At 60.4% G+C, this 16,884-nt stretch carries 16 protein-coding genes and 1 tRNA gene; 11 read left to right on the top strand and 6 right to left on the bottom strand.

Annotated features, from left to right (window positions below):
- Positions 1–362 precede the first annotated feature (362 nt).
- Complete coding sequence (locus C5J24_RS22650) at positions 363–629, top strand: sel1 repeat family protein (RefSeq protein WP_046637522.1); 267 nt, start codon at positions 363–365, stop codon at positions 627–629.
- A 188-nt stretch (positions 630–817) separates the two neighbouring features.
- Here the strand turns inward: C5J24_RS22650 and C5J24_RS22655 are convergent, their stop codons facing one another.
- From C5J24_RS22655 to C5J24_RS22665, 3 genes are all read right to left on the bottom strand, one after another.
- A complete protein-coding gene (locus C5J24_RS22655) occupies positions 818–1,927 on the bottom strand; it encodes a pyridoxal phosphate-dependent aminotransferase (protein WP_105421180.1) in 1,110 nt (369 codons plus the stop codon).
- Positions 1,928–2,004: 77 nt separating this feature from the next.
- Positions 2,005–2,868 carry a LysR family transcriptional regulator gene (locus C5J24_RS22660; protein ID WP_105421435.1) on the bottom strand — a complete coding sequence of 288 codons (864 nt, stop codon included), beginning with the start codon at positions 2,866–2,868 and terminating at the stop codon, positions 2,005–2,007.
- A gap of 344 nt (positions 2,869–3,212) precedes the next feature.
- Positions 3,213–3,566 carry a PilZ domain-containing protein gene (locus C5J24_RS22665; protein ID WP_080951253.1) on the bottom strand — a complete coding sequence of 118 codons (354 nt, stop codon included), beginning with the start codon at positions 3,564–3,566 and terminating at the stop codon, positions 3,213–3,215.
- 282 nt (positions 3,567–3,848) lie between these two features.
- On the opposite strand from C5J24_RS22665, the gene C5J24_RS22670 reads away from it, so the two are divergent.
- From C5J24_RS22670 to C5J24_RS22690, 5 genes are all read left to right on the top strand, one after another.
- The gene (locus C5J24_RS22670) at positions 3,849–5,078 is read left to right on the top strand and encodes an NAD(P)/FAD-dependent oxidoreductase (RefSeq protein ID WP_105421181.1); all 1,230 of its coding nucleotides are present in this window, start codon (positions 3,849–3,851) and stop codon (positions 5,076–5,078) included.
- An 11-nt stretch (positions 5,079–5,089) separates the two neighbouring features.
- On the top strand, positions 5,090–5,890 hold the full coding sequence (locus C5J24_RS22675; protein ID WP_105421183.1) for an aldolase/citrate lyase family protein: 801 nt from the start codon (positions 5,090–5,092) through the stop codon (positions 5,888–5,890).
- Positions 5,891–6,016: 126 nt separating this feature from the next.
- Positions 6,017–6,106 (top strand) — tRNA-Ser (locus C5J24_RS22680).
- 419 nt (positions 6,107–6,525) lie between these two features.
- The gene (locus C5J24_RS22685; RefSeq protein WP_105421185.1) at positions 6,526–7,611 is read left to right on the top strand and encodes a porin; all 1,086 of its coding nucleotides are present in this window, start codon (positions 6,526–6,528) and stop codon (positions 7,609–7,611) included.
- 182 nt (positions 7,612–7,793) lie between these two features.
- Positions 7,794–8,870: a porin gene (locus C5J24_RS22690; protein WP_105421187.1), complete on the top strand. Its 1,077-nt coding sequence runs from the start codon at positions 7,794–7,796 to the stop codon at positions 8,868–8,870.
- A 149-nt stretch (positions 8,871–9,019) separates the two neighbouring features.
- Here C5J24_RS22690 and C5J24_RS22695 read toward each other — a convergent pair whose 3' ends face one another.
- Positions 9,020–11,095, bottom strand: coding sequence for a lytic transglycosylase domain-containing protein (locus C5J24_RS22695; RefSeq protein WP_105421189.1), 2,076 nt, complete (start codon positions 11,093–11,095; stop codon positions 9,020–9,022).
- Positions 11,096–11,370: 275 nt separating this feature from the next.
- On the opposite strand from C5J24_RS22695, the gene dapA reads away from it, so the two are divergent.
- From dapA to C5J24_RS22715, 4 genes are all read left to right on the top strand, one after another.
- The gene (gene dapA / locus C5J24_RS22700) at positions 11,371–12,255 is read left to right on the top strand and encodes a 4-hydroxy-tetrahydrodipicolinate synthase (RefSeq protein WP_105421191.1); all 885 of its coding nucleotides are present in this window, start codon (positions 11,371–11,373) and stop codon (positions 12,253–12,255) included.
- Between the two features lie 119 nt (positions 12,256–12,374).
- A complete protein-coding gene (gene smpB, locus C5J24_RS22705; RefSeq protein WP_105402852.1) occupies positions 12,375–12,851 on the top strand; it encodes an SsrA-binding protein SmpB in 477 nt (158 codons plus the stop codon).
- Positions 12,852–12,943: 92 nt separating this feature from the next.
- Positions 12,944–13,237 (top strand): WYL domain-containing protein, encoded by a 294-nt coding sequence (locus tag C5J24_RS22710; protein WP_105421193.1) that lies wholly within the window; start codon positions 12,944–12,946, stop codon positions 13,235–13,237.
- Between the two features lie 81 nt (positions 13,238–13,318).
- Positions 13,319–14,284 (top strand): YbhN family protein, encoded by a 966-nt coding sequence (locus C5J24_RS22715; RefSeq protein ID WP_105421437.1) that lies wholly within the window; start codon positions 13,319–13,321, stop codon positions 14,282–14,284.
- 32 nt (positions 14,285–14,316) lie between these two features.
- Here C5J24_RS22715 and C5J24_RS22720 read toward each other — a convergent pair whose 3' ends face one another.
- Positions 14,317–15,378 carry a bifunctional transcriptional activator/DNA repair enzyme AdaA gene (locus tag C5J24_RS22720; RefSeq protein WP_105421195.1) on the bottom strand — a complete coding sequence of 354 codons (1,062 nt, stop codon included), beginning with the start codon at positions 15,376–15,378 and terminating at the stop codon, positions 14,317–14,319.
- Positions 15,379–15,463: 85 nt separating this feature from the next.
- A complete protein-coding gene (locus C5J24_RS22725; RefSeq protein ID WP_105402855.1) occupies positions 15,464–16,039 on the bottom strand; it encodes an NYN domain-containing protein in 576 nt (191 codons plus the stop codon).
- Between the two features lie 289 nt (positions 16,040–16,328).
- Here C5J24_RS22725 and rpoZ point away from each other — a divergent pair, with 289 nt between their 5' ends.
- Positions 16,329–16,736: a DNA-directed RNA polymerase subunit omega gene (gene rpoZ / locus C5J24_RS22730; RefSeq protein WP_046629916.1), complete on the top strand. Its 408-nt coding sequence runs from the start codon at positions 16,329–16,331 to the stop codon at positions 16,734–16,736.
- Positions 16,737–16,884 lie beyond the last annotated feature (148 nt).

A 16,884-nucleotide genomic window follows, 5' to 3' on the forward strand; every position in this document is an offset into this window, starting at 1 on the left:
GTTTTCCATAGCCCTGGAGACAGGTTCACCGAACCGAACCGTATTCGTGGTTAGCAATCGGTTTAAATCGTTTCCTAAACTTTTCGTAAAAATCTCCGCAAATTCCTTAAGATGCAAGGCATCCCATGTTTAACAAAAACTCAAATTTACGAAGCGTTTGAACTTTGTTTTCGTTGAATTAATCATGCTTTTTAGGCGTCTTTTGGAAGGTTGGGCGCATAGTGAAGTCATCAAACGAGCGGAAAAAACCGCCGGCCGGAAGGATCGAAACAGCCGCTTCAAGACGGTGATCCGGATGGAGCCCGAAAGGGCAAAAAAACAGGGCAGACGACGAACAACAGGCTTTAACAGGGATCAAACCGATGGCACGCTTTGAAATGAACAATTCCGGAATGGCCACCATGGGTGGCGAAACCCGCGCCGACACTTTCTGCGAAATGGGCCTGATGTATGCGACCGGTCGTGGTTGCGACGTCGATCTGATCTCCGCACACAAATGGCTCAACATCGCCGCGATCAAGGGCTCCGATCGCGCCGCCGAATTGCGCGCCGACCTCGCTCAGACGATGAGCAAGATGCAGCTGGCTGCGGCACTCCGCGCCGCTCGCGAATGGATGACCATGCACTGAGCGCCTTCAGAGAGCGCCGTGGTCGACGAATTGACCGGCCCCGCAAGAGGGCCGGCGGGAGAACAATCCAAAAGACAGCACCCATGAGGGATTGGGAGACAGGGCGGTCGGTCTGGACGGGGACGATCGTCGGAAATTGAGACCGCGACCGGCAGGAACAAGGCCGGCGCGGTCGTTTTTCGTATAGCCTATAGGCCCTTCAGCACCTTCGGCAGCGCTTCTTCGAACAGCGCCATGTCCGATTCCGGGCCCGTGCTGACGCGGATGCAGCGGTTGAGCTGGGCAACACCCGGCATGCGGATAAAAACCCCGTGCTCCATCAGCCCATCGACGATCGAGCGTGCATAGGCGCCGTCGCGGCCGCAATCGATAGCCACGAAATTGGTGGCGGACGCCAGCGGCTTCAGTCCATTGGTTTCAGCGATGGCCGCGATCCGGTCCCGCGAGGCCTTGATCTGCCCGATCACCTGGGAGAGGTAGGCCTGGTCTTTCAGCGCCGCGAGTGCCGAGGCGATACCGATCCGGTTCATGCCAAAATGATTGCGGATCTTGTCGAAGGCTTCAGCAGTGCCGGGCGTCGAGATCGCATAACCCACCCGCGAGCCGGCCATGCCGTAGGCCTTCGAGAAGGTCCGGGTGCGGATAATGTTCGGCCGGTCGATCAGGGCGGCGATATCGGGCGTCGCGCCGGCCGGGCCTGTTTCGCAATAGGCCTCGTCGAGAATCATCAGGCAGGTTTCCGGCAGCGCCTTGGCAAAAGCGACGATGCTGTCGGCATCCCACCAGCTTCCCATCGGATTGTCCGGATTGGCGAAATAGACCAGCGGCGCGTTTTCGCGGCGAACGGCTTCCAACAGCCCATCGAGGTTTTCGCGGTCGTCGACGTAAGGCACCGTCACCAGCCGACCGCCATGGCCGGCCACATGAAAGTTGAACGTCGGATAGGCGCCGAACGAGGTGACGACCGGCATGCCCGGCTCGATCACCATCCGCACGATCATCCCGAGCAGGCTGTCTATGCCTTCGCCGACGGCAATGTTGTTGATCTGACAGCGCAGATGCGCGGCGAGCGCCTGCTTCAGTTCGAAATTTTCCGGATCCGCATATTTCCAGGTGCTTGCCGCCGCAGCGCTGATCGCCTCGATGACGGAAGGCGCGGGGCCGAAGCCGTTTTCATTGGCGCCGATGCGGGCCTTCACCATGAGACCGCGATTGCGCTCGATGGCCTCGGGTCCGACGAAGGGGACGGTGGCAGGAAGGGCGCTGATCAGCGGTGTAAAGCGCGAGAATGCGGGCATGGACTTCAGTTCCGGTTCTTTTAAAACCGGCACACATTAGGGTCGTTTCACCGGCATGCAAGTCTGGTTGGGCTCGATTAGGCTTGATCGCCGCTAAATCTTTTCGCCTCCCGTTTGAAAAGCGTGTCGAGCCTTTCGATGACCTGGCGTACCTCCGGCCGGTGCCGGTCGTCGTCATTGGCGACGATCCACATTGTATAGGTGAGCTCCGCGATGATGCCGCCCTCGCGCACCAGACCGGGAACGGAATCACCGATGAAGCACGGCAGCACACCGCGCCCGTTGCCGCGGGCGATCAGTCTCGGCAGGATATCCGGAGAATTGGTCCAGGTGCGAATATCAGCCTCGTGATGCTGGAACACCCATTTATCGGCCGGGGAATGGGAGTTGTCGGTGCCGAGCGAAACCCAGGGCATGATCTCGTCTTCGGCAAGGGCGCTCGCCCTATATATAGAGTGTGCGACGACGACTGATCGGCGGATCGCCACATTGCCTGATTCCGGTCTCCGGGCGACTATCCCGATATCCGCCTCGCGATAGGTGAAATCGACGCCCTTGTGCAACGACTTGCAGCAGAGCCGGAACCGGTCCTCTCTGCCCCTGATCTCCGGCGTGTGATCGCAGATGTAACCGGAAAGCCAGGCATCGGCGCCGATAGAGACGATCGGCATGGCAAAGGCCTGTGCGTTCCAGTCGGCGATGCTGTCGGCGGTCCTTTGCATGGCGCGGACGTGTTCGAGCAGCGTTTCGCCATCCGGCGCCAGTCGATAGCCCTGCTGGCTGCGCACGAACAGGGTCCGGCCTGTCGCCCGTTCGAGCGCCAGCATCCGCCGGCCGATCGTCGGGGCACTGAAGCCCGTGCGGGCGGCGGCGCCGCTCAAGCCCCCTTCGCTCGCCACATGCAGAAACAGTTTGAGATCGTCCCAGCCCGCGTCCGTCATATCAGGCACCATATCGTTTCACCGGTGATCTTCCCATCGTTCACGGATGAAAAGCGGCTTTCGCCGGCGCGTCTACAAGCCGCGCGGCAAATCACTAGCTCGATGGCATCGCATCATAGATGGAGTGACCGCCATGCTTCTCAACTGGGTGAGACTTTGGGAACAGCTGAGCAAGGGAAAGGACAGGTACCGCCTGAACGGGCTCCGGCATCCGATGGCCGATCCCCTCGAGGGTGCCGAATGGGACGGGCTGCTGTGGGTCGTGCCGTTTCTGTCGCGGCTGGCGAGCGGCGGCCATGAGCGGCGGGAGGAAAAGGTCCCCCGACCGCGGGACTATCTGCCCGTCAATGACTCGTCTCGAAGCTCAGCCGGATTACGTGATGCAGAAACTCGGCGTCGATCAGCATGTTGAAGCCGACGGTGACCTTCTCTTCTTCGCGGCGGATCACCGTGCATCCGATGTCGTCATGAATGCCGAGGATTTCGAGGAAGAAGTTGTTCGGCATCGGCAGGGTAGGGCCGACCTCGATTTCCGCACCGTAGAGCGAGATGCTGCGGATCAGGCAGCGGAAGCTGGTTTTGGTGCTGAGATGATGGCCGACAAGGATGACCTTGCCGGGGCGGTCGATCGTGAACTTCTCGAAGGCCCGGTCGCGCGGGCCGTCTTTTCTGGTGTCCTGGTCCATAGTCAAGGGCATCACACCCTCCCGTTTTCATTCCTACCCTGTGACTATATTCCTCCTGCGCTGACACATTCTGAAACGGAATGATAAAATGCGACGGATCGACGGGGATATTGGAGGCAAATTCCGGTTTTAACGCTGTAGAGGCGATTTTTCCTTTTCGTATGGGACAGCTGCGAACTCATTGCGCGTAATCGGCCATGTCGCGTTGTTGACGGACCGGTGTCGCGGGGATACCCCTTGCGATCGGATTGGTGGTGCTATCAACGAAACCATGATCGGTGTGGGGAGCGAGACGTGACGGGCAGGTTGGTGATAATTGGCGCGGGCCAGGCGGGTTTCGCGCTCGCTGCAAAACTCCGGGCCTTGAAGGATGCGCGGCCGATTACGATCATCGGTTCGGAAAACGTGATCCCCTACCAGCGCCCGCCACTCTCCAAGAAATATCTGCTCGGCGAAATGGAGTTCGAGCGGCTGACCTTCCGGCCCGAAACCTGGTTTGCCGAAAACGATGTCAAGCTTCTGCTCTCGACCTATGTCGAGGAGATCGACCGCAAGGCAAAGTCCGTCCGTATGCAGGACGGTGCCGTGCTTGAATACGACACCCTGGCGCTCGCCACCGGCTCGACGCCGCGCACGCTGCCGGCAAGTGTCGGCGGCGATCTCGACGGTGTCTTCACCGTGCGCGACAAGCGCGATGCCGACCTGCTCGCCGGCGAGATGAAGCCGGGCCGCCGGCTCCTTATTATAGGCGGCGGTTATATCGGCCTCGAAGCGGCCGCCGTCGCCCGCCATCTCGGCCTCGAAGTGACGCTGATCGAAATGGCCGACCGCATCCTCCAGCGCGTCGCTGCAAAAGAGACCGCCGACGTGATGCGCGCCATTCACGACAACCACGGCGTGATCATCCGCGAAAAGACGGGCCTGCATCGTCTGGTAGGTGGAGGCGGCCCGGAAGGGAAACATGTGCGCGCCGCTGAACTCTCCGACGGCAGCACCCTCGAGGTCGATTTCGTCATCGTCGGCATCGGCGTCAAGCCGAACGACGAACTGGCGCAGGAATGTGGCCTCGACGTTGGCAATGGCGTGATCGTCGACGAATTCGCCCGCACCTCGGATCCGTCCATCTTCGCCATGGGCGACTGCGCCATGCTGCCCTGGAAGGGCGAGCGCATCCGTCTCGAATCGGTACAGAACGCCGTCGACCAGGCGGAAGCCGCCGCAGCGATCCTTGCCGGCGGCTCAGCGCCCTATGACGCAAAGCCCTGGTTCTGGTCCGACCAGTACGATGTGAAGCTGCAGATCGCCGGCTTCAACATGGGGTATGACGAGACGCTGGTGCGCAAGGGTACCCGCGAGGGAAGCCTGTCGATCTGGTATTTCCGTCAGGGCCGCTTTATCGCCGTCGACGCGGTCAACGACGCCAAGGCCTATGTGAGCGGCAAGAAGCTGCTCGATTCGGGAATCGAACCGAGCCGTGTCATCCTCGCCGATCCTACCGCCGACCTGAAACAGCTCCTCTCCTGAAGGGAAATGCGATGCCGTCTCCGAAGAATCACTTCAAGGCGGCGCTGAAGGCCCGCCAGCCGCAGATCGGCCTCTGGCTGAACATGGGCGAGGCGCTGACCGCCGAGATCGCCGGCCATGCCGGTTTTGACTGGCTGGTGATCGACGGCGAGCACGGCCCCAACGACCTGCGCAGCATTCTGGCGCAATTGCAGGCGCTTGCCACCTCGCCCTCGGAAGTGGTCGTCCGGCCGCCGGTCGGCGAGACCTGGGTCATCAAGCAGATGCTCGATATCGGCGCCCGCACGCTGCTCGTGCCGATGGTCGATTCGGCCGAACAGGCGAGGGAACTCGTCCGGGCCGTGCGTTATCCGCCACGCGGCGTGCGCGGCGTCGGTGCCGCCGTCGCCCGCGCCTCCGGCTTCAACTCTATTGCCGACTACGCCGAGACGGCCGCCGACGAAATCTGCCTGATCGTTCAGGCCGAGACCATGGCCTCGATCCGCGACCTGGAGAACATCGCAGCCGTGGATGGTGTCGACGGCGTCTTCATCGGCCCGGCCGATCTTTCGGCCGACATGGGTTATCTCGGTCGCATGGAAGCTCCGGAGGTCCAGGAGGTGATCGAGAAGGCCATCGGCACGATCCTGAAATTCGGCAAGGCGGCCGGCATCCTGACATTCAGCGAAACCCTGAACCGCCATTATCTCGATCTTGGCGCGAGCTTCGTGGCGGTCGGCGCCGATGTCACCGAATTTTCCGGCGCGCTGCGATCGCTGGCCGGTCGTTACGGCCGTGGCGGCGGCGTCGGCAAGCAGCGTTCGGGCTACTGAGAACCACTGAAGCTGCGGGAATGGAATCACTTGTTGCGATTCGCGTGTCGTGACCGGTGGGAATCGCATGACATTTCCATAAAAGACCTTGCCATCGATATCGTTTCCCAATAATCAGGCCCGACCGGAGAGGTGGCCGAGTGGTCGAAGGCGCTCCCCTGCTAAGGGAGTATACCCGAGAGGGTATCGTGGGTTCGAATCCCATCTTCTCCGCCATTCCAGGCTCGAAACGCCGACCCAATCCTCAAATCCAATCCCGTTCTGATCGACCTTTGCGTGTTGCTCGCAGGACCGCGCAGTCGCGCCCCCGTGGTGGGCGAGGTGATTCCCCTCCGGAGCTTTCCCGAGGCGCTAAGTGGCTGCCAGATAAGCTCTTTCTTAACAAAGCGTAAAATACCATCTAAGCCAGTCCCCGGCTTTGTGTCCTTTCGGCAACAGACTTATGGGAAGCGGGTACCGGAAGGGCGCCCGATTGAAGTTCCAGATTGCATGACCTCCCCCGTCTTGTATTTTCAAATCCAGAAGCGAGGCGGTGGATCGTCCTTCTTCTAGCAATCGACGGGGATGGGGCAGGGAACGCTGTCCTTCAGCAAAAAGAACCCAGACCCATACGAAACTTTGACTGGAGGTCAAAAATGAACATCAAGAGCCTTCTTCTCGGCTCCGCTGCTGCCCTCGCAGCAGTCTCCGGCGCTCAGGCAGCTGACGCCATCGTAGCTGCTGAACCGGAGCCCATGGAATACGTTCGCGTTTGCGACGCTTTCGGCACCGGCTACTTCTACATCCCGGGCACCGAAACCTGCCTCAAGATCGGCGGTTATGTCCGTTTCCAGGTTGACGCTGGTCAGGACGTAAACGGCCTCAATGACTACGATTGGGATGCCTGGTCGCGCGTTCACCTGAACTTCACGGCGAAGTCTGACACCGAGCTTGGTACGCTGACCTCGGTTGCTGCGGTTCGTTTCGAAGCTAACCAGGACAGCGCCTATACCACGAATGGTACCGGTGGACCTGTTGCTGGCACGACCCTCGGTAACAGTGGCAATTCGGCTTACATCGACGAAGCCTACATCCAGCTCGGCGGCTTCAAGGTCGGTCGTTACTACAACCCTTGGGATAAGGGCATCAACGGCGAGTCCGATTGGAACTCCGGTAGCCAGAACACTCGCATGGAGTCTGTCGGTTACTTCTACACGGGTAGCGCCTTCACCGCTGGTGTCCAGGTTGACGAACTGTCGCGCCTCCGTGGCGTTGGTGGCCAGAACGTCGGTCTCGAAGGTATCGTAACTGCCAAGTTTGGCGCAGTATCTTTCGACCTTCTCGGTGCCTATGACTTCGGTGCAGAAGAAGGCGCTGTTCGCGCTCTCGTGTCAGCTCCGGTCGGTCCTGGCACTCTGCAGGCTCTCGTTATCTATTCTACCGGTCTTGGCGATCAGAATGGTGATAACGCTTACGCCAACCGCGGCGAATGGACTCTGGCTGCTTCGTATGCCTTCAAGGTCGGCGACAAGCTGACCATCACTCCCGGCGGTTCCTACATCTGGAATGCAGCTGACGGTACTGCCGACTACGGCAGCGACGAAGCTTGGCGCGCTGGTCTGACGGTCGATTACACGATCGTTCCGGGCTTCACTGCCAAGGTTACTGCGAACTACAACAAGGTTCAGACTGTAGCTGACGAGTTCTGGGACGGTTTCGTCCGTCTCGACCGCTCGTTCTAATCATAATGGAACTCCCCCGGTTCGCCGGGGGAGTTCTCTATAAATGGCTGGCCACTATGTAGGGCCTCCATATGGGGAGATGATACTGGGGAATGGGGCTGCTTATGCGGCCTTTACGCGTTTGATCAATTTTCGGTCGGGCGCGAACTAGCATTCAGAGAAATTGACTGGAGGTCAAAAGAATGAACATTAAGAGCCTTCTTCTCGGTTCTGCAGCGGCTCTCGCGGCAGTTTCCGGTGCTCAGGCTGCCGACGCCATCGTCGCTGCCGAACCGGAGCCCATGGAATACGTTCGTGTCTGCGACGCGTTCGGCACTGGTTACTTCTACATCCCGGGCACCGAAACCTGCCTCAAGATCGGTGGTTATGTCCGTTTCCAGGTTGACTTCGGCCAGGACGTAAACGGCCTCAACGACTACGATTGGGATGCTTGGTCGCGCGTTCAGCTCGAATTCACTGCCAAGTCTGACACTGAGCTCGGCACGCTGACGTCGGTTGCTTCGGTTCGTTTCGAAGCCAATCAGGACAGCGCCTATACCACGAATGGTACCGGTGGACCTGTTGCTGGCACGACTCTCGGTAACGGTGGCAACTCGGCTTACATCAATGAAGCCTACATCCAGCTCGGCGGTTTCCGCGTTGGTCGCTGGTTGAACTGGTGGGATGCAAACGACCTTCCGGGCGAACTCGACAACCTCGGTTCGAACCGTCTGCAGTCGATCTCTTACACCTATACGGGCTCTGCCTTCACGGCTGGCATCCAGGTTGACGAACTGTCGCGTGCTCGCGGCCTCGGCGGCCAGAATGTCGGTATCGAAGCTGTTGTTCAGGCTGCGATCGGCCCGGCCAAGCTCGAACTGCTCGGTTCTTATGACTTCAGCGCCGAAAACGGTGCGATCCGTGCGATCGGCTCCGTGGCCGTTGGTCCGGGCACCTTCTACCTCTCCGGTGTCTGGTCGTCGGGTGACAATGCCTACTACGGCGTGGCCGATACCGCCGCTGGTGAAGCAGCTGTGGCCGTTGCCTATTCCTTCAAGGCGACCGACAAGCTCGAAATCATTCCGGAAGCCCAGTACATCTGGAATACGCAAGCTGATGCGGACGGTGACTTCTTTGGCGACGATCTCTGGGGCGCTGGCGTAACCGTTAACTACCAGATCGTCGAAAACTTCGCTGCCAAGGTTGCTGTCAACTATCAGGAAATTGGCGACGACGATGGTTTCGTACAGGGCATTGTTCGCCTGCAGCGCGACTTCTAATCTGATTTTATCGGATTGAATTTAGAAGCCCGGCCTCGTGCCGGGCTTTTTGCTTCGAGTGAACATCAAACTGCAGCGGGATGGCTGTTAAGCCCGCGTCGTCTCTTGTTTGAAGACAAAGGACCAAACCCGATCAAGCCGCGGTCTGACTACCGCCGCCCGAACCGCAGATCCGCTTCGATATCCGCCTTCTGCCCAAGCCTCGTCTTGTAGACTTGGTAGTTCTCCATCACCCGCTGCACGTAATTGCGGGTTTCGGGGAAGGGGATGCGCTCGATCCAGTCGACCACCTCGTCGAGCGACTTGCCGCGCGGGTCGCCATAGCGGGTGATCCATTCGGGCACACGCTTCGGGCCTGCGTTGTAGGCGATGAAGGTGAGGATGTAGGAGCCGCCGAACGTGTCGATCTGCTCGCCGAGGTAATGCGCGCCGAGTGTCGCATTGTAGCCCGCATCCGTGGTCAGCCGCGCCGCCGCATAGGTGAGGCCGTGCCGCTTGGCGACGCCCTGCGCCGTGCCGGGCAGGATTTGCAACAGGCCGCGGGCATTGGCGGGAGAAACCGCGCCCGGGTTGAAGGCGCTTTCCTGGCGGGCGATCGCATAGGCGAGTGCCTTGCCGGAACCTTCAATATCGGCACCGGCCGGGATGACGCCGATCGGGAAGGCGAGTGCCGCCACATCGATGCCGCGGCTGAAAGCCGTCTTGCCGATCTGCAACGACAGGGCGTGATTGTCTTCCGATTCGGCTCTTGCCGCGAGGATCGCCAGTTCTCCCGGGCTTGTCATTTCTTCCGCCAGCGCGCGATAGAGCACCGCGGCGCGTTTGCCGTGGCCGGCATCTTCGAGCCTTGCGATCGCCCGGACGGCTTCGCGGCTTTCGAAATTCTGACGGTCGGTCCCGCTCGCGGTCGGATAGGTGACGTCGAGTGACTTGAGGTCGAGCCGTGCGGCGGCAAGCTGGCCGTAGAACGTGCTGGAGAAATGCGCCGCCTTGGCGAAGAACTCCTTGGCGCTGCCCGGACCGCCGTCTTCCGCCGCGCGGCCGAGCCAGTAGAGGGCGCGCGACGCCGAAAGCGGCTTGTTCGAGGTCTCGAGGATCTTGCGGAAATGTTTTTCGGCGGTTGCCGGTTCATGCAGCGCCCGTAGCGCATACCAACCGGCGTGGAATTCCGCATCGACGATATCGGTGGAGGAAGCGGCGACATAATTGGCAGCGGTCCGGTAGGCGAGCTTGAACTCGCCCTGATCGGCGAGGCCGCGCGCCACGATGCGCCGCTCGTTCCACCATTCCGTCGTGTTGACCAGTTTGGCCGCGTCGCGCGGGGCCTTTTCGAGCAGGTCCGCAGCGTCCCGGTATTTGTCCTGCCGCCGAAGATATTCGACGCGGGCGAAGAGATAACCGGCATCGTCCTTCAGGGAGCCGTCGACGCCGTTCAGCAGCGCCTCGGCATTTTTGGCATTGTTGATGACGGCGGTCCAGGCCTTGTAGAGCGATTGCGCCTTGCCGAGATCGCTAAAACGCTTCGCCTGTGCCGTACGCCCCTTGTACATCAGGAAGTCCATCCGCGCCTTGTGGTCGGCGGCGGTGAGAAGCGCAGAGAATTCAGAGAGGATCCGGTCCTCGGTTGGCTTGTCGAGCGCCTCGGACAGCCAGATTTGCCGAAGCGGCCGGGCAGCCTCGACCTGTTTGCTGGAGGCGACGAGCGCGCGGGCGAGGACGAGCGTGCCCTCGGTCGTTTCCGGGCGGGTTGAGCCGAAGGCGGCAAGCACCGTCGGAGCGGGCGGGTTTTCGCGATAAAGCGCGCGTTCGGAATTGGCGCGCAGGCCCTTCAGCCCCGGCCAGCCCTTCAGTTCCGTCTGGGCCGCTGCGATCTCGCCGGACGGTACGCCCGACGCGCCGGATGTGGCGATCGCCCAGGTGAGGATATGCCGGTCGAGCGAACCTTCGGCAAGATCGTTGCGTGTGACAAGGGCGGTGGCGATGTCGTTGCCGGCAAGCGCATCGAGCCCGGCTTTCAGCGCGGGTGCCACCACCAGCGGGTCGGTCCTCGGGATCGTGCCGGTCACGTCCGGCGCCGGCATCGCGGCGGGCATAGTGATCGCGACCGGGTTTTCGGGCTTCATATAGGGAAGGGGGGCCATGCTTTCGGGCGGCGATGCGGCAAATGCATGCATGCTCGCAGCGCCGAGCCCCAGTGCTGCGAGGATCAGAACAGGCCTGTACATCCGGTAACTCGCGAAAATAGTCGTCCCCTTATTAGCCGCCAGCCACGTTAACGAAAGCTTACCGCATTTATGAAAATGCGTGGTTTCTTATATGAGATTCCATATGAAATCCCTGGCACTTGCGCTTGTCGCCGCTTTCCCGCCGCTTTATGGTGCGCGACCTGAAAGGCTTTCGGGAAAAGGTCGGCTGCGTCGCTGCCCGTCCAAAACTGTCGAGAGCCCTCATAGTCATGGATTGCGGCAGCAGAATGGACGCTGTCGATTGGGAGTTTTGCATGTTCAAGGGATCGATGCCCGCGCTGGTCACTCCGTTTACCGCCGATGATGCGGTGGATGAGCAGGCTTTTGCCGCGCATGTGGATTGGCAGATCGTCGAAGGCAGCAGCGGCCTGGTGCCTGTCGGCACCACCGGTGAATCGCCGACGCTGAGCCATGACGAGCACAAGCGCGTCGTGGAACTCTGTATCGAAGTCGCCAGGAAGCGGGTTCCCGTTATCGCCGGTGCCGGCTCCAACAACACGCGCGAGGCGGTGGAGCTTGCCGCGCACGCGGAAAAGGCCGGCGCCGATGCCATCCTCGTCGTCACGCCCTATTACAACAAGCCGACCCAGAAGGGCTTGATCGCGCATTTCTCGGCGATCGCGCAGGCGACGAAGCTGCCGATCATCATCTACAACATCCCGCCGCGTTCGGTCATCGACATGTCGCCGGAAACGATGGGCGCGCTGGTGAAGGCGCACCGAAATATCGTCGGCGTCAAGGATGCGACCGGCAAGATCGAGCGCGTCTCGGAACAGCGCATCACCTGCGGCAAGGATTTCGTGCAGCTCTCGGGGGAAGATGCGTCAGCCCTCGGCTTCAACGCGCATGGCGGCGTCGGCTGCATCTCGGTGACGGCCAATGTCGCGCCGCGCCTCTGCGCGGAATTCCAGGCGGCGACGCTAGCCGGCGATTATGCCAAGGCGCTCGAATACCAGGACCGCCTGATGCCCCTGCACAAGGCGATCTTCCTGGAACCCGGCCTCTGCGGCGCCAAGTATGGCCTCAACAGGATCCGTGGCATGAACCGCACGGTCCGCTCGCCACTGGTCTCGACGCTGGAACCGGCAACGGAGGCGGCGATCGATTCCGCGCTGCGCCACGCCGGCCTCCTGAACTGAGGCACATCCGCGCTCGCCGCTTCACTTTCGGCATCGGCCGCATTACATAGACAAGTAACCCCGCTCATAGCCCATGGGCGGGGATTTGTTTTCAGATAAGGGCGGAACGGAATACACCCATGGCCCCCAAAGGCAGCCAGCGTACGGTCAACAAGATTGTCGCGGAGAACCGCAAGGCCCGCTATAACTATGAAATCCTGGATACCTATGAGGCCGGCCTCGTCCTGACCGGCACAGAGGTCAAGTCTTTGCGTGAAGGCAAGGCCAATATTGCCGAATCCTATGCCTCGGACGAGGGCAACGAAATCTGGCTGATCAATTCCCATCTGCCGGAATATCTGCAGGCCAACCGTTTCAATCACGAACCGCGCCGCCGCCGCAAGCTTCTCCTGTCGAAGCGCGAGATCAACCGCCTGCGCGTTGGCATCAATCGTGAGGGCATGACGCTGGTGCCGTTGAAGATCTATTTCAACGAAAAGGGCCGCGCCAAGCTCGAACTTGCGCTCGCCAAGGGCAAGAAGCTGCATGACAAGCGCGAGACCGAGAAGGAACGCGACTGGAACCGCCAGAAGTCGCGGCTGTTGAAGTCGAACTGAGTAACCGCTCAGGCCCGCCGCGCCATTTCGCCGTATATCGATCGTGAACTTCCATGCCTCCCAGCCGTTAAGGGAGATACCAGGGAGTTTTCGTGCGGAAGACAAGCTATCCGGATATCATCATCGGCGCGATCGAGCGGCGGCGGATCGTCGAACTCCGTTACAAGGGCGTAAAGCGCAAGGTGCGGCCGCATATCCTCGGTTATGTCGGCGAGGGCGCGCTCGCCCTCAGCGCCTGGCAGATTGCCGGAACAGGTTCCGGGTGGCGTCTGTTTCACGTCGACGACATCAGCGATTTGACCGAGACCGAGACGGGCTTCCACAGCCCTGCGCGCGGATATAACCCCGACGATCCCGCCTTTTCGCGCATCATCGAGCGGCTGTGAAATCTTGGCTTAGGAACAAAATCCGCCTTCGCCCGTTCGTTTTTCATCTCTGAGCGCGAGCGGGCAATGGGCAACGGGGCGATGACGCGAAAGAAAATCCTCACCTATGGCATGCTGGTGATCGGCGTCAGTGCTGCCGCCTATCTGCTTTATCACACCTTTCGCGAATACTCGGTCTCCGACATCGTCGAATCCGTCCGCGCCATCCCTATTTACAACCTCCTGATGGCGCTCCTTTTCGCCTTCGGTTCCTATCTCTGCCTCTCGGGTTTCGATTGGGCCGGCGTGCGATATGTGAGGAACGACCTCGCCTATCCGAAGATCGGCGTTGCCTCCTTCATCGCGCTGTCGATCGGCCAGAGCGTCGGTCTTTCCGGCTTGAGCAGCGGCGCGCTGCGCTACCGCTATTATGCCCATTGGGGCATGAGCACCGAGGACGTGGCGAAGATCGTGCTGCTGTCGGGCGTCACGGTCGGCATCGGCATGGCAATGCTGTCGGGCATCGTCATGGTCCTCAACCCGAAGGATGCCGCTTCGGTGCTGGGCCTGAGCGAAGCCGTGATCATCGCGACCGGTTCTGCCTGCCTTGCCGCAACAGCCGGCTACCTAGTGCTGGCGGCCTTCGTCCGCACCCCGCTGAAGATCCGTTCCTGGACCTTCGAAATGCCGACATTGAAGATCGCCATCGCTCAGGTGGTGATCGGCACGATCAATTTCGCGCTGGTCTCGGCCTGCCTGCGCGAAGTCATGGCCGCCAGTGCCGACGTAAGTTATCTGAAAGCTGCCACCGCCTTCGTGCTCGCCAACCTGGCGATATTGATCACCCATGCCCCGGGCGGTCTCGGCGTCCTGGAAGCGACCGTCCGCCATGTCATGGGGGACCAGGCCTCCATCGGCTCCCTGGTCGCCTTCCGGGTGATCTATTTCTTCATCCCGTTCTTCATCGGCTTGCCGCTGTCCTTGATCGTCGAGGCGATCTTCCGCGCCAACAAGATAAAACGCCAGTCGCAGTCGGGGCTTCAGCTTTCCGAGCCGGCATCGACGTGACCTCGCTGAGGGCGTCACTCCGGTCTGAGCTTCTAGCCCTTCCTCACCGCCATCCGCCGCTCATGCTCAAGCAGCCAGCGCTTGCGCCACAGTCCGCCGCCATAACCGGTGAGGCTGCCGTCGGCACCGATCAGGCGGTGGCAGGGGATGACGATGGCGATCTGGTTGGCGCCGTTGGCGCCCGCCACCGCGCGGGTGGAGGAGGGGAGGTTGAGCTCGGCCGCGACCGCTCCATAGGTCGTCGACACCCCGGCCGGGATCATCCGCAGCGCCTCCCAGACCTGCCGCTGAAAGGGAGAACCGTGCCCCGCCAGCCGCGTTTTGAACCCACGGTCCTCGCCGGCGAAATAGGCCTTCAGCTCCGCCTCGATCTGATCGATCGGCGGATGGCGTCCCATGACGATGCCGCTGCCGGTGAACTTTTGAAGTTTCTGGATTTCCGCCGGCAGCGCCTTGCGCTCGGCGAATTCGAGGAGGTGCAGCGAATGCTGGTCGGCGATCGCCATCATCGGCCCGATGGGCGTTTCAATCCAATCTGCCCTGAGCAGCACCTTGGTCCGCAGATTGGCGGGCGCCGCACCGAACAGCTTGGTCACCGCGCTGCGGAAGCCGCTGCCGGATTCATAACCGGCATCGAGCTGCGCATCGAGAACGCTTGCGCCTTGCCTCAGCGTGTCGGCCGCCTTGCCCATCCGCCTGAGCCTGGCGATCTCGAGGAAACTCATGCCGAACTGGCGCTTGAAGGCACGTCGTGCGGTGGAGGGGTCGATGCCGAGCGAAACGACATCCTCTTCGCTCCAGCGACGGAAGGGCTCCGTATCGAGCGCCGAAAGCAGCCGCGTCACCATCGGATCCGCCTCGCCGAGCTTCAGCATTGGCCGGCAACGGCTGCAGGGTCTGAAGCCGGCCTCCAGGCATCCGGCAATCGTCTCGAAGAAACTGGTGTTTTCCCGCTTCGGCTTGCGGGCCGGACAGGTGAGGCGGCAGAAAATGCCGGTCGTCTTCACCGCCGCCCAGGCAAAGCCTTCATAGGAGGCGTCGCGGGCGACCAGCGCGTCGTAAAGAAGATCATCGGAAGGGCGTTCGAAAAGCATGGACCTTTTCTAGCCCAGAACGAAAAAAGGCGCCGCCGAAAAACGGGCGCCTATTCTTCTTTTTAGTGGTGCGGATGCCGGGTGATCAGACGTCGGTGGTTTCGGTCGACTCCGCCGGACGGGGCGGGCGTTCGGACGGATCGCGGCCGACTTCCGCCTTGAGCGACACGAGATCGATAAAATGATCGGCCTGGCGGCGCAGGTCGTCGGCGATCATCGGAGGCTGGGTTGCCATGGTCGAAACCACGGAAACTTTGCGGCCCTTGCGCTGCAGGGCTTCCACCAGCGTGGTGAAGTCGCCGTCACCGGAAAACAGCACCAGATGGTCGACGGTTTCCGACTGTTCCATGGCATCGATCGCAAGCTCGATGTCCATATTGCCCTTGATCTTGCGGCGGCCCATCGAGTCGGTAAACTCTTTGGCGGGCTTGGTGACGACCTTGTACCCGTTGTAGTCGAGCCAGTCGATCAGCGGCCGGATCGAGGAATATTCCTGATCTTCTATCAACGCGGTATAGTAATAGGCGCGTAGAAGATAACCGCGCTTCTGAAAAGCCTTAAGCAACTTGCGGTAATCGATGTCGAAGCCGAGGCTTTTCGAAGCAGCGTAAAGATTTGCGCCGTCTATGAAGAGAGCAATCTTCTCCCTTGGGTCAAACATGTGGTCTCCATCCCCTTTTCTTATCAACCTGCTTGGCAGGTGGAGGCCTGGTCAATATAAGCCGAACCAAATCTCCGGAATAATCCACTACATTACGAACTATTCATATAACTGTCATTTATGGCACGATTCATAATAATCCAAGCAGCTTGAGGTTGAAATTCGCGGGCGCCCCCAGAAGACGCGGGGCGCCTTGTCAAAAGTCAATTCTCAGGAAAAACTTGAATTTGCCGCGCAATGGCTGTATCGGGCGTATCAATTCCGAAAATCACCGATCAAAGGACAGGCAATGGCCCGTGTCACAGTAGAAGATTGCATTGACAAAGTCGACAACAGGTTCGAACTGGTCCTGCTCGCGAGCCATCGCGCCCGCCAGATTTCGCAGGGCGCTTCGATCACCATCGACCGCGACAATGACAAAAATCCTGTCGTCGCTCTTCGCGAAATCGCCGATGAGACGCTTTCCCCGGACGACCTCAAGGAAGACCTCATCCATTCGCTGCAGAAGCATGTCGAAGTGGACGAGCCCGAACCCGATCCGGCTTCGCTGATCGCTGCCGGAAGCGGATCGACCGCTTCGGATCGCGACGAGGAAGAAGACGCTCCGGAAGCCGTTACCTTCGACCAGATGTCGGAAGAGGAACTGCTCGCCGGCATCGAAGGCCTCGTGCCGCCGGAAAAGAGCGACGATTACTAAGCGAAACATTCGCTTCGCAAGTTTTCGTTCATTCTCTCGCCCTAATCTGCTTGAATGTTTTATGATGGCTGCGCCAACCTATCCGGTTGGCGCGCCATTTTCTTTTCGTCCGGTGCCCATTCGCAGGCACTGAAGCGGTATCGAGGAC

This window comes from Neorhizobium sp. T25_27 (assembly GCF_002968565.1).
GTDB classification, from domain to species: domain Bacteria; phylum Pseudomonadota; class Alphaproteobacteria; order Rhizobiales; family Rhizobiaceae; genus Neorhizobium; species Neorhizobium tomejilense.

Excerpts from the sequence above, each read along its gene's own strand:
- dapA (WP_105421191.1), top strand. The coding sequence starts at position 11,371 with ATGTTCAAGGGATCGATGCCCGCGCTGGTCACTCCGTTTACCGCCGAT.
- C5J24_RS22720 (WP_105421195.1), bottom strand. The coding sequence starts at position 15,378 with ATGCTTTTCGAACGCCCTTCCGATGATCTTCTTTACGACGCGCTGGTC.
- C5J24_RS22695 (WP_105421189.1), bottom strand. The coding sequence starts at position 11,095 with ATGTACAGGCCTGTTCTGATCCTCGCAGCACTGGGGCTCGGCGCTGCG.
- C5J24_RS22665 (WP_080951253.1), bottom strand. The coding sequence starts at position 3,566 with ATGCCCTTGACTATGGACCAGGACACCAGAAAAGACGGCCCGCGCGAC.
- C5J24_RS22715 (WP_105421437.1), top strand. The coding sequence starts at position 13,319 with ATGACGCGAAAGAAAATCCTCACCTATGGCATGCTGGTGATCGGCGTC.
- C5J24_RS22650 (WP_046637522.1), top strand. The coding sequence starts at position 363 with ATGGCACGCTTTGAAATGAACAATTCCGGAATGGCCACCATGGGTGGC.
- C5J24_RS22685 (WP_105421185.1), top strand. The coding sequence starts at position 6,526 with ATGAACATCAAGAGCCTTCTTCTCGGCTCCGCTGCTGCCCTCGCAGCA.
- C5J24_RS22675 (WP_105421183.1), top strand. The coding sequence starts at position 5,090 with ATGCCGTCTCCGAAGAATCACTTCAAGGCGGCGCTGAAGGCCCGCCAG.
- C5J24_RS22690 (WP_105421187.1), top strand. The coding sequence starts at position 7,794 with ATGAACATTAAGAGCCTTCTTCTCGGTTCTGCAGCGGCTCTCGCGGCA.
- smpB (WP_105402852.1), top strand. The coding sequence starts at position 12,375 with ATGGCCCCCAAAGGCAGCCAGCGTACGGTCAACAAGATTGTCGCGGAG.
- C5J24_RS22660 (WP_105421435.1), bottom strand. The coding sequence starts at position 2,868 with ATGACGGACGCGGGCTGGGACGATCTCAAACTGTTTCTGCATGTGGCG.
- C5J24_RS22655 (WP_105421180.1), bottom strand. The coding sequence starts at position 1,927 with ATGCCCGCATTCTCGCGCTTTACACCGCTGATCAGCGCCCTTCCTGCC.
- C5J24_RS22725 (WP_105402855.1), bottom strand. The coding sequence starts at position 16,039 with ATGTTTGACCCAAGGGAGAAGATTGCTCTCTTCATAGACGGCGCAAAT.
- rpoZ (WP_046629916.1), top strand. The coding sequence starts at position 16,329 with ATGGCCCGTGTCACAGTAGAAGATTGCATTGACAAAGTCGACAACAGG.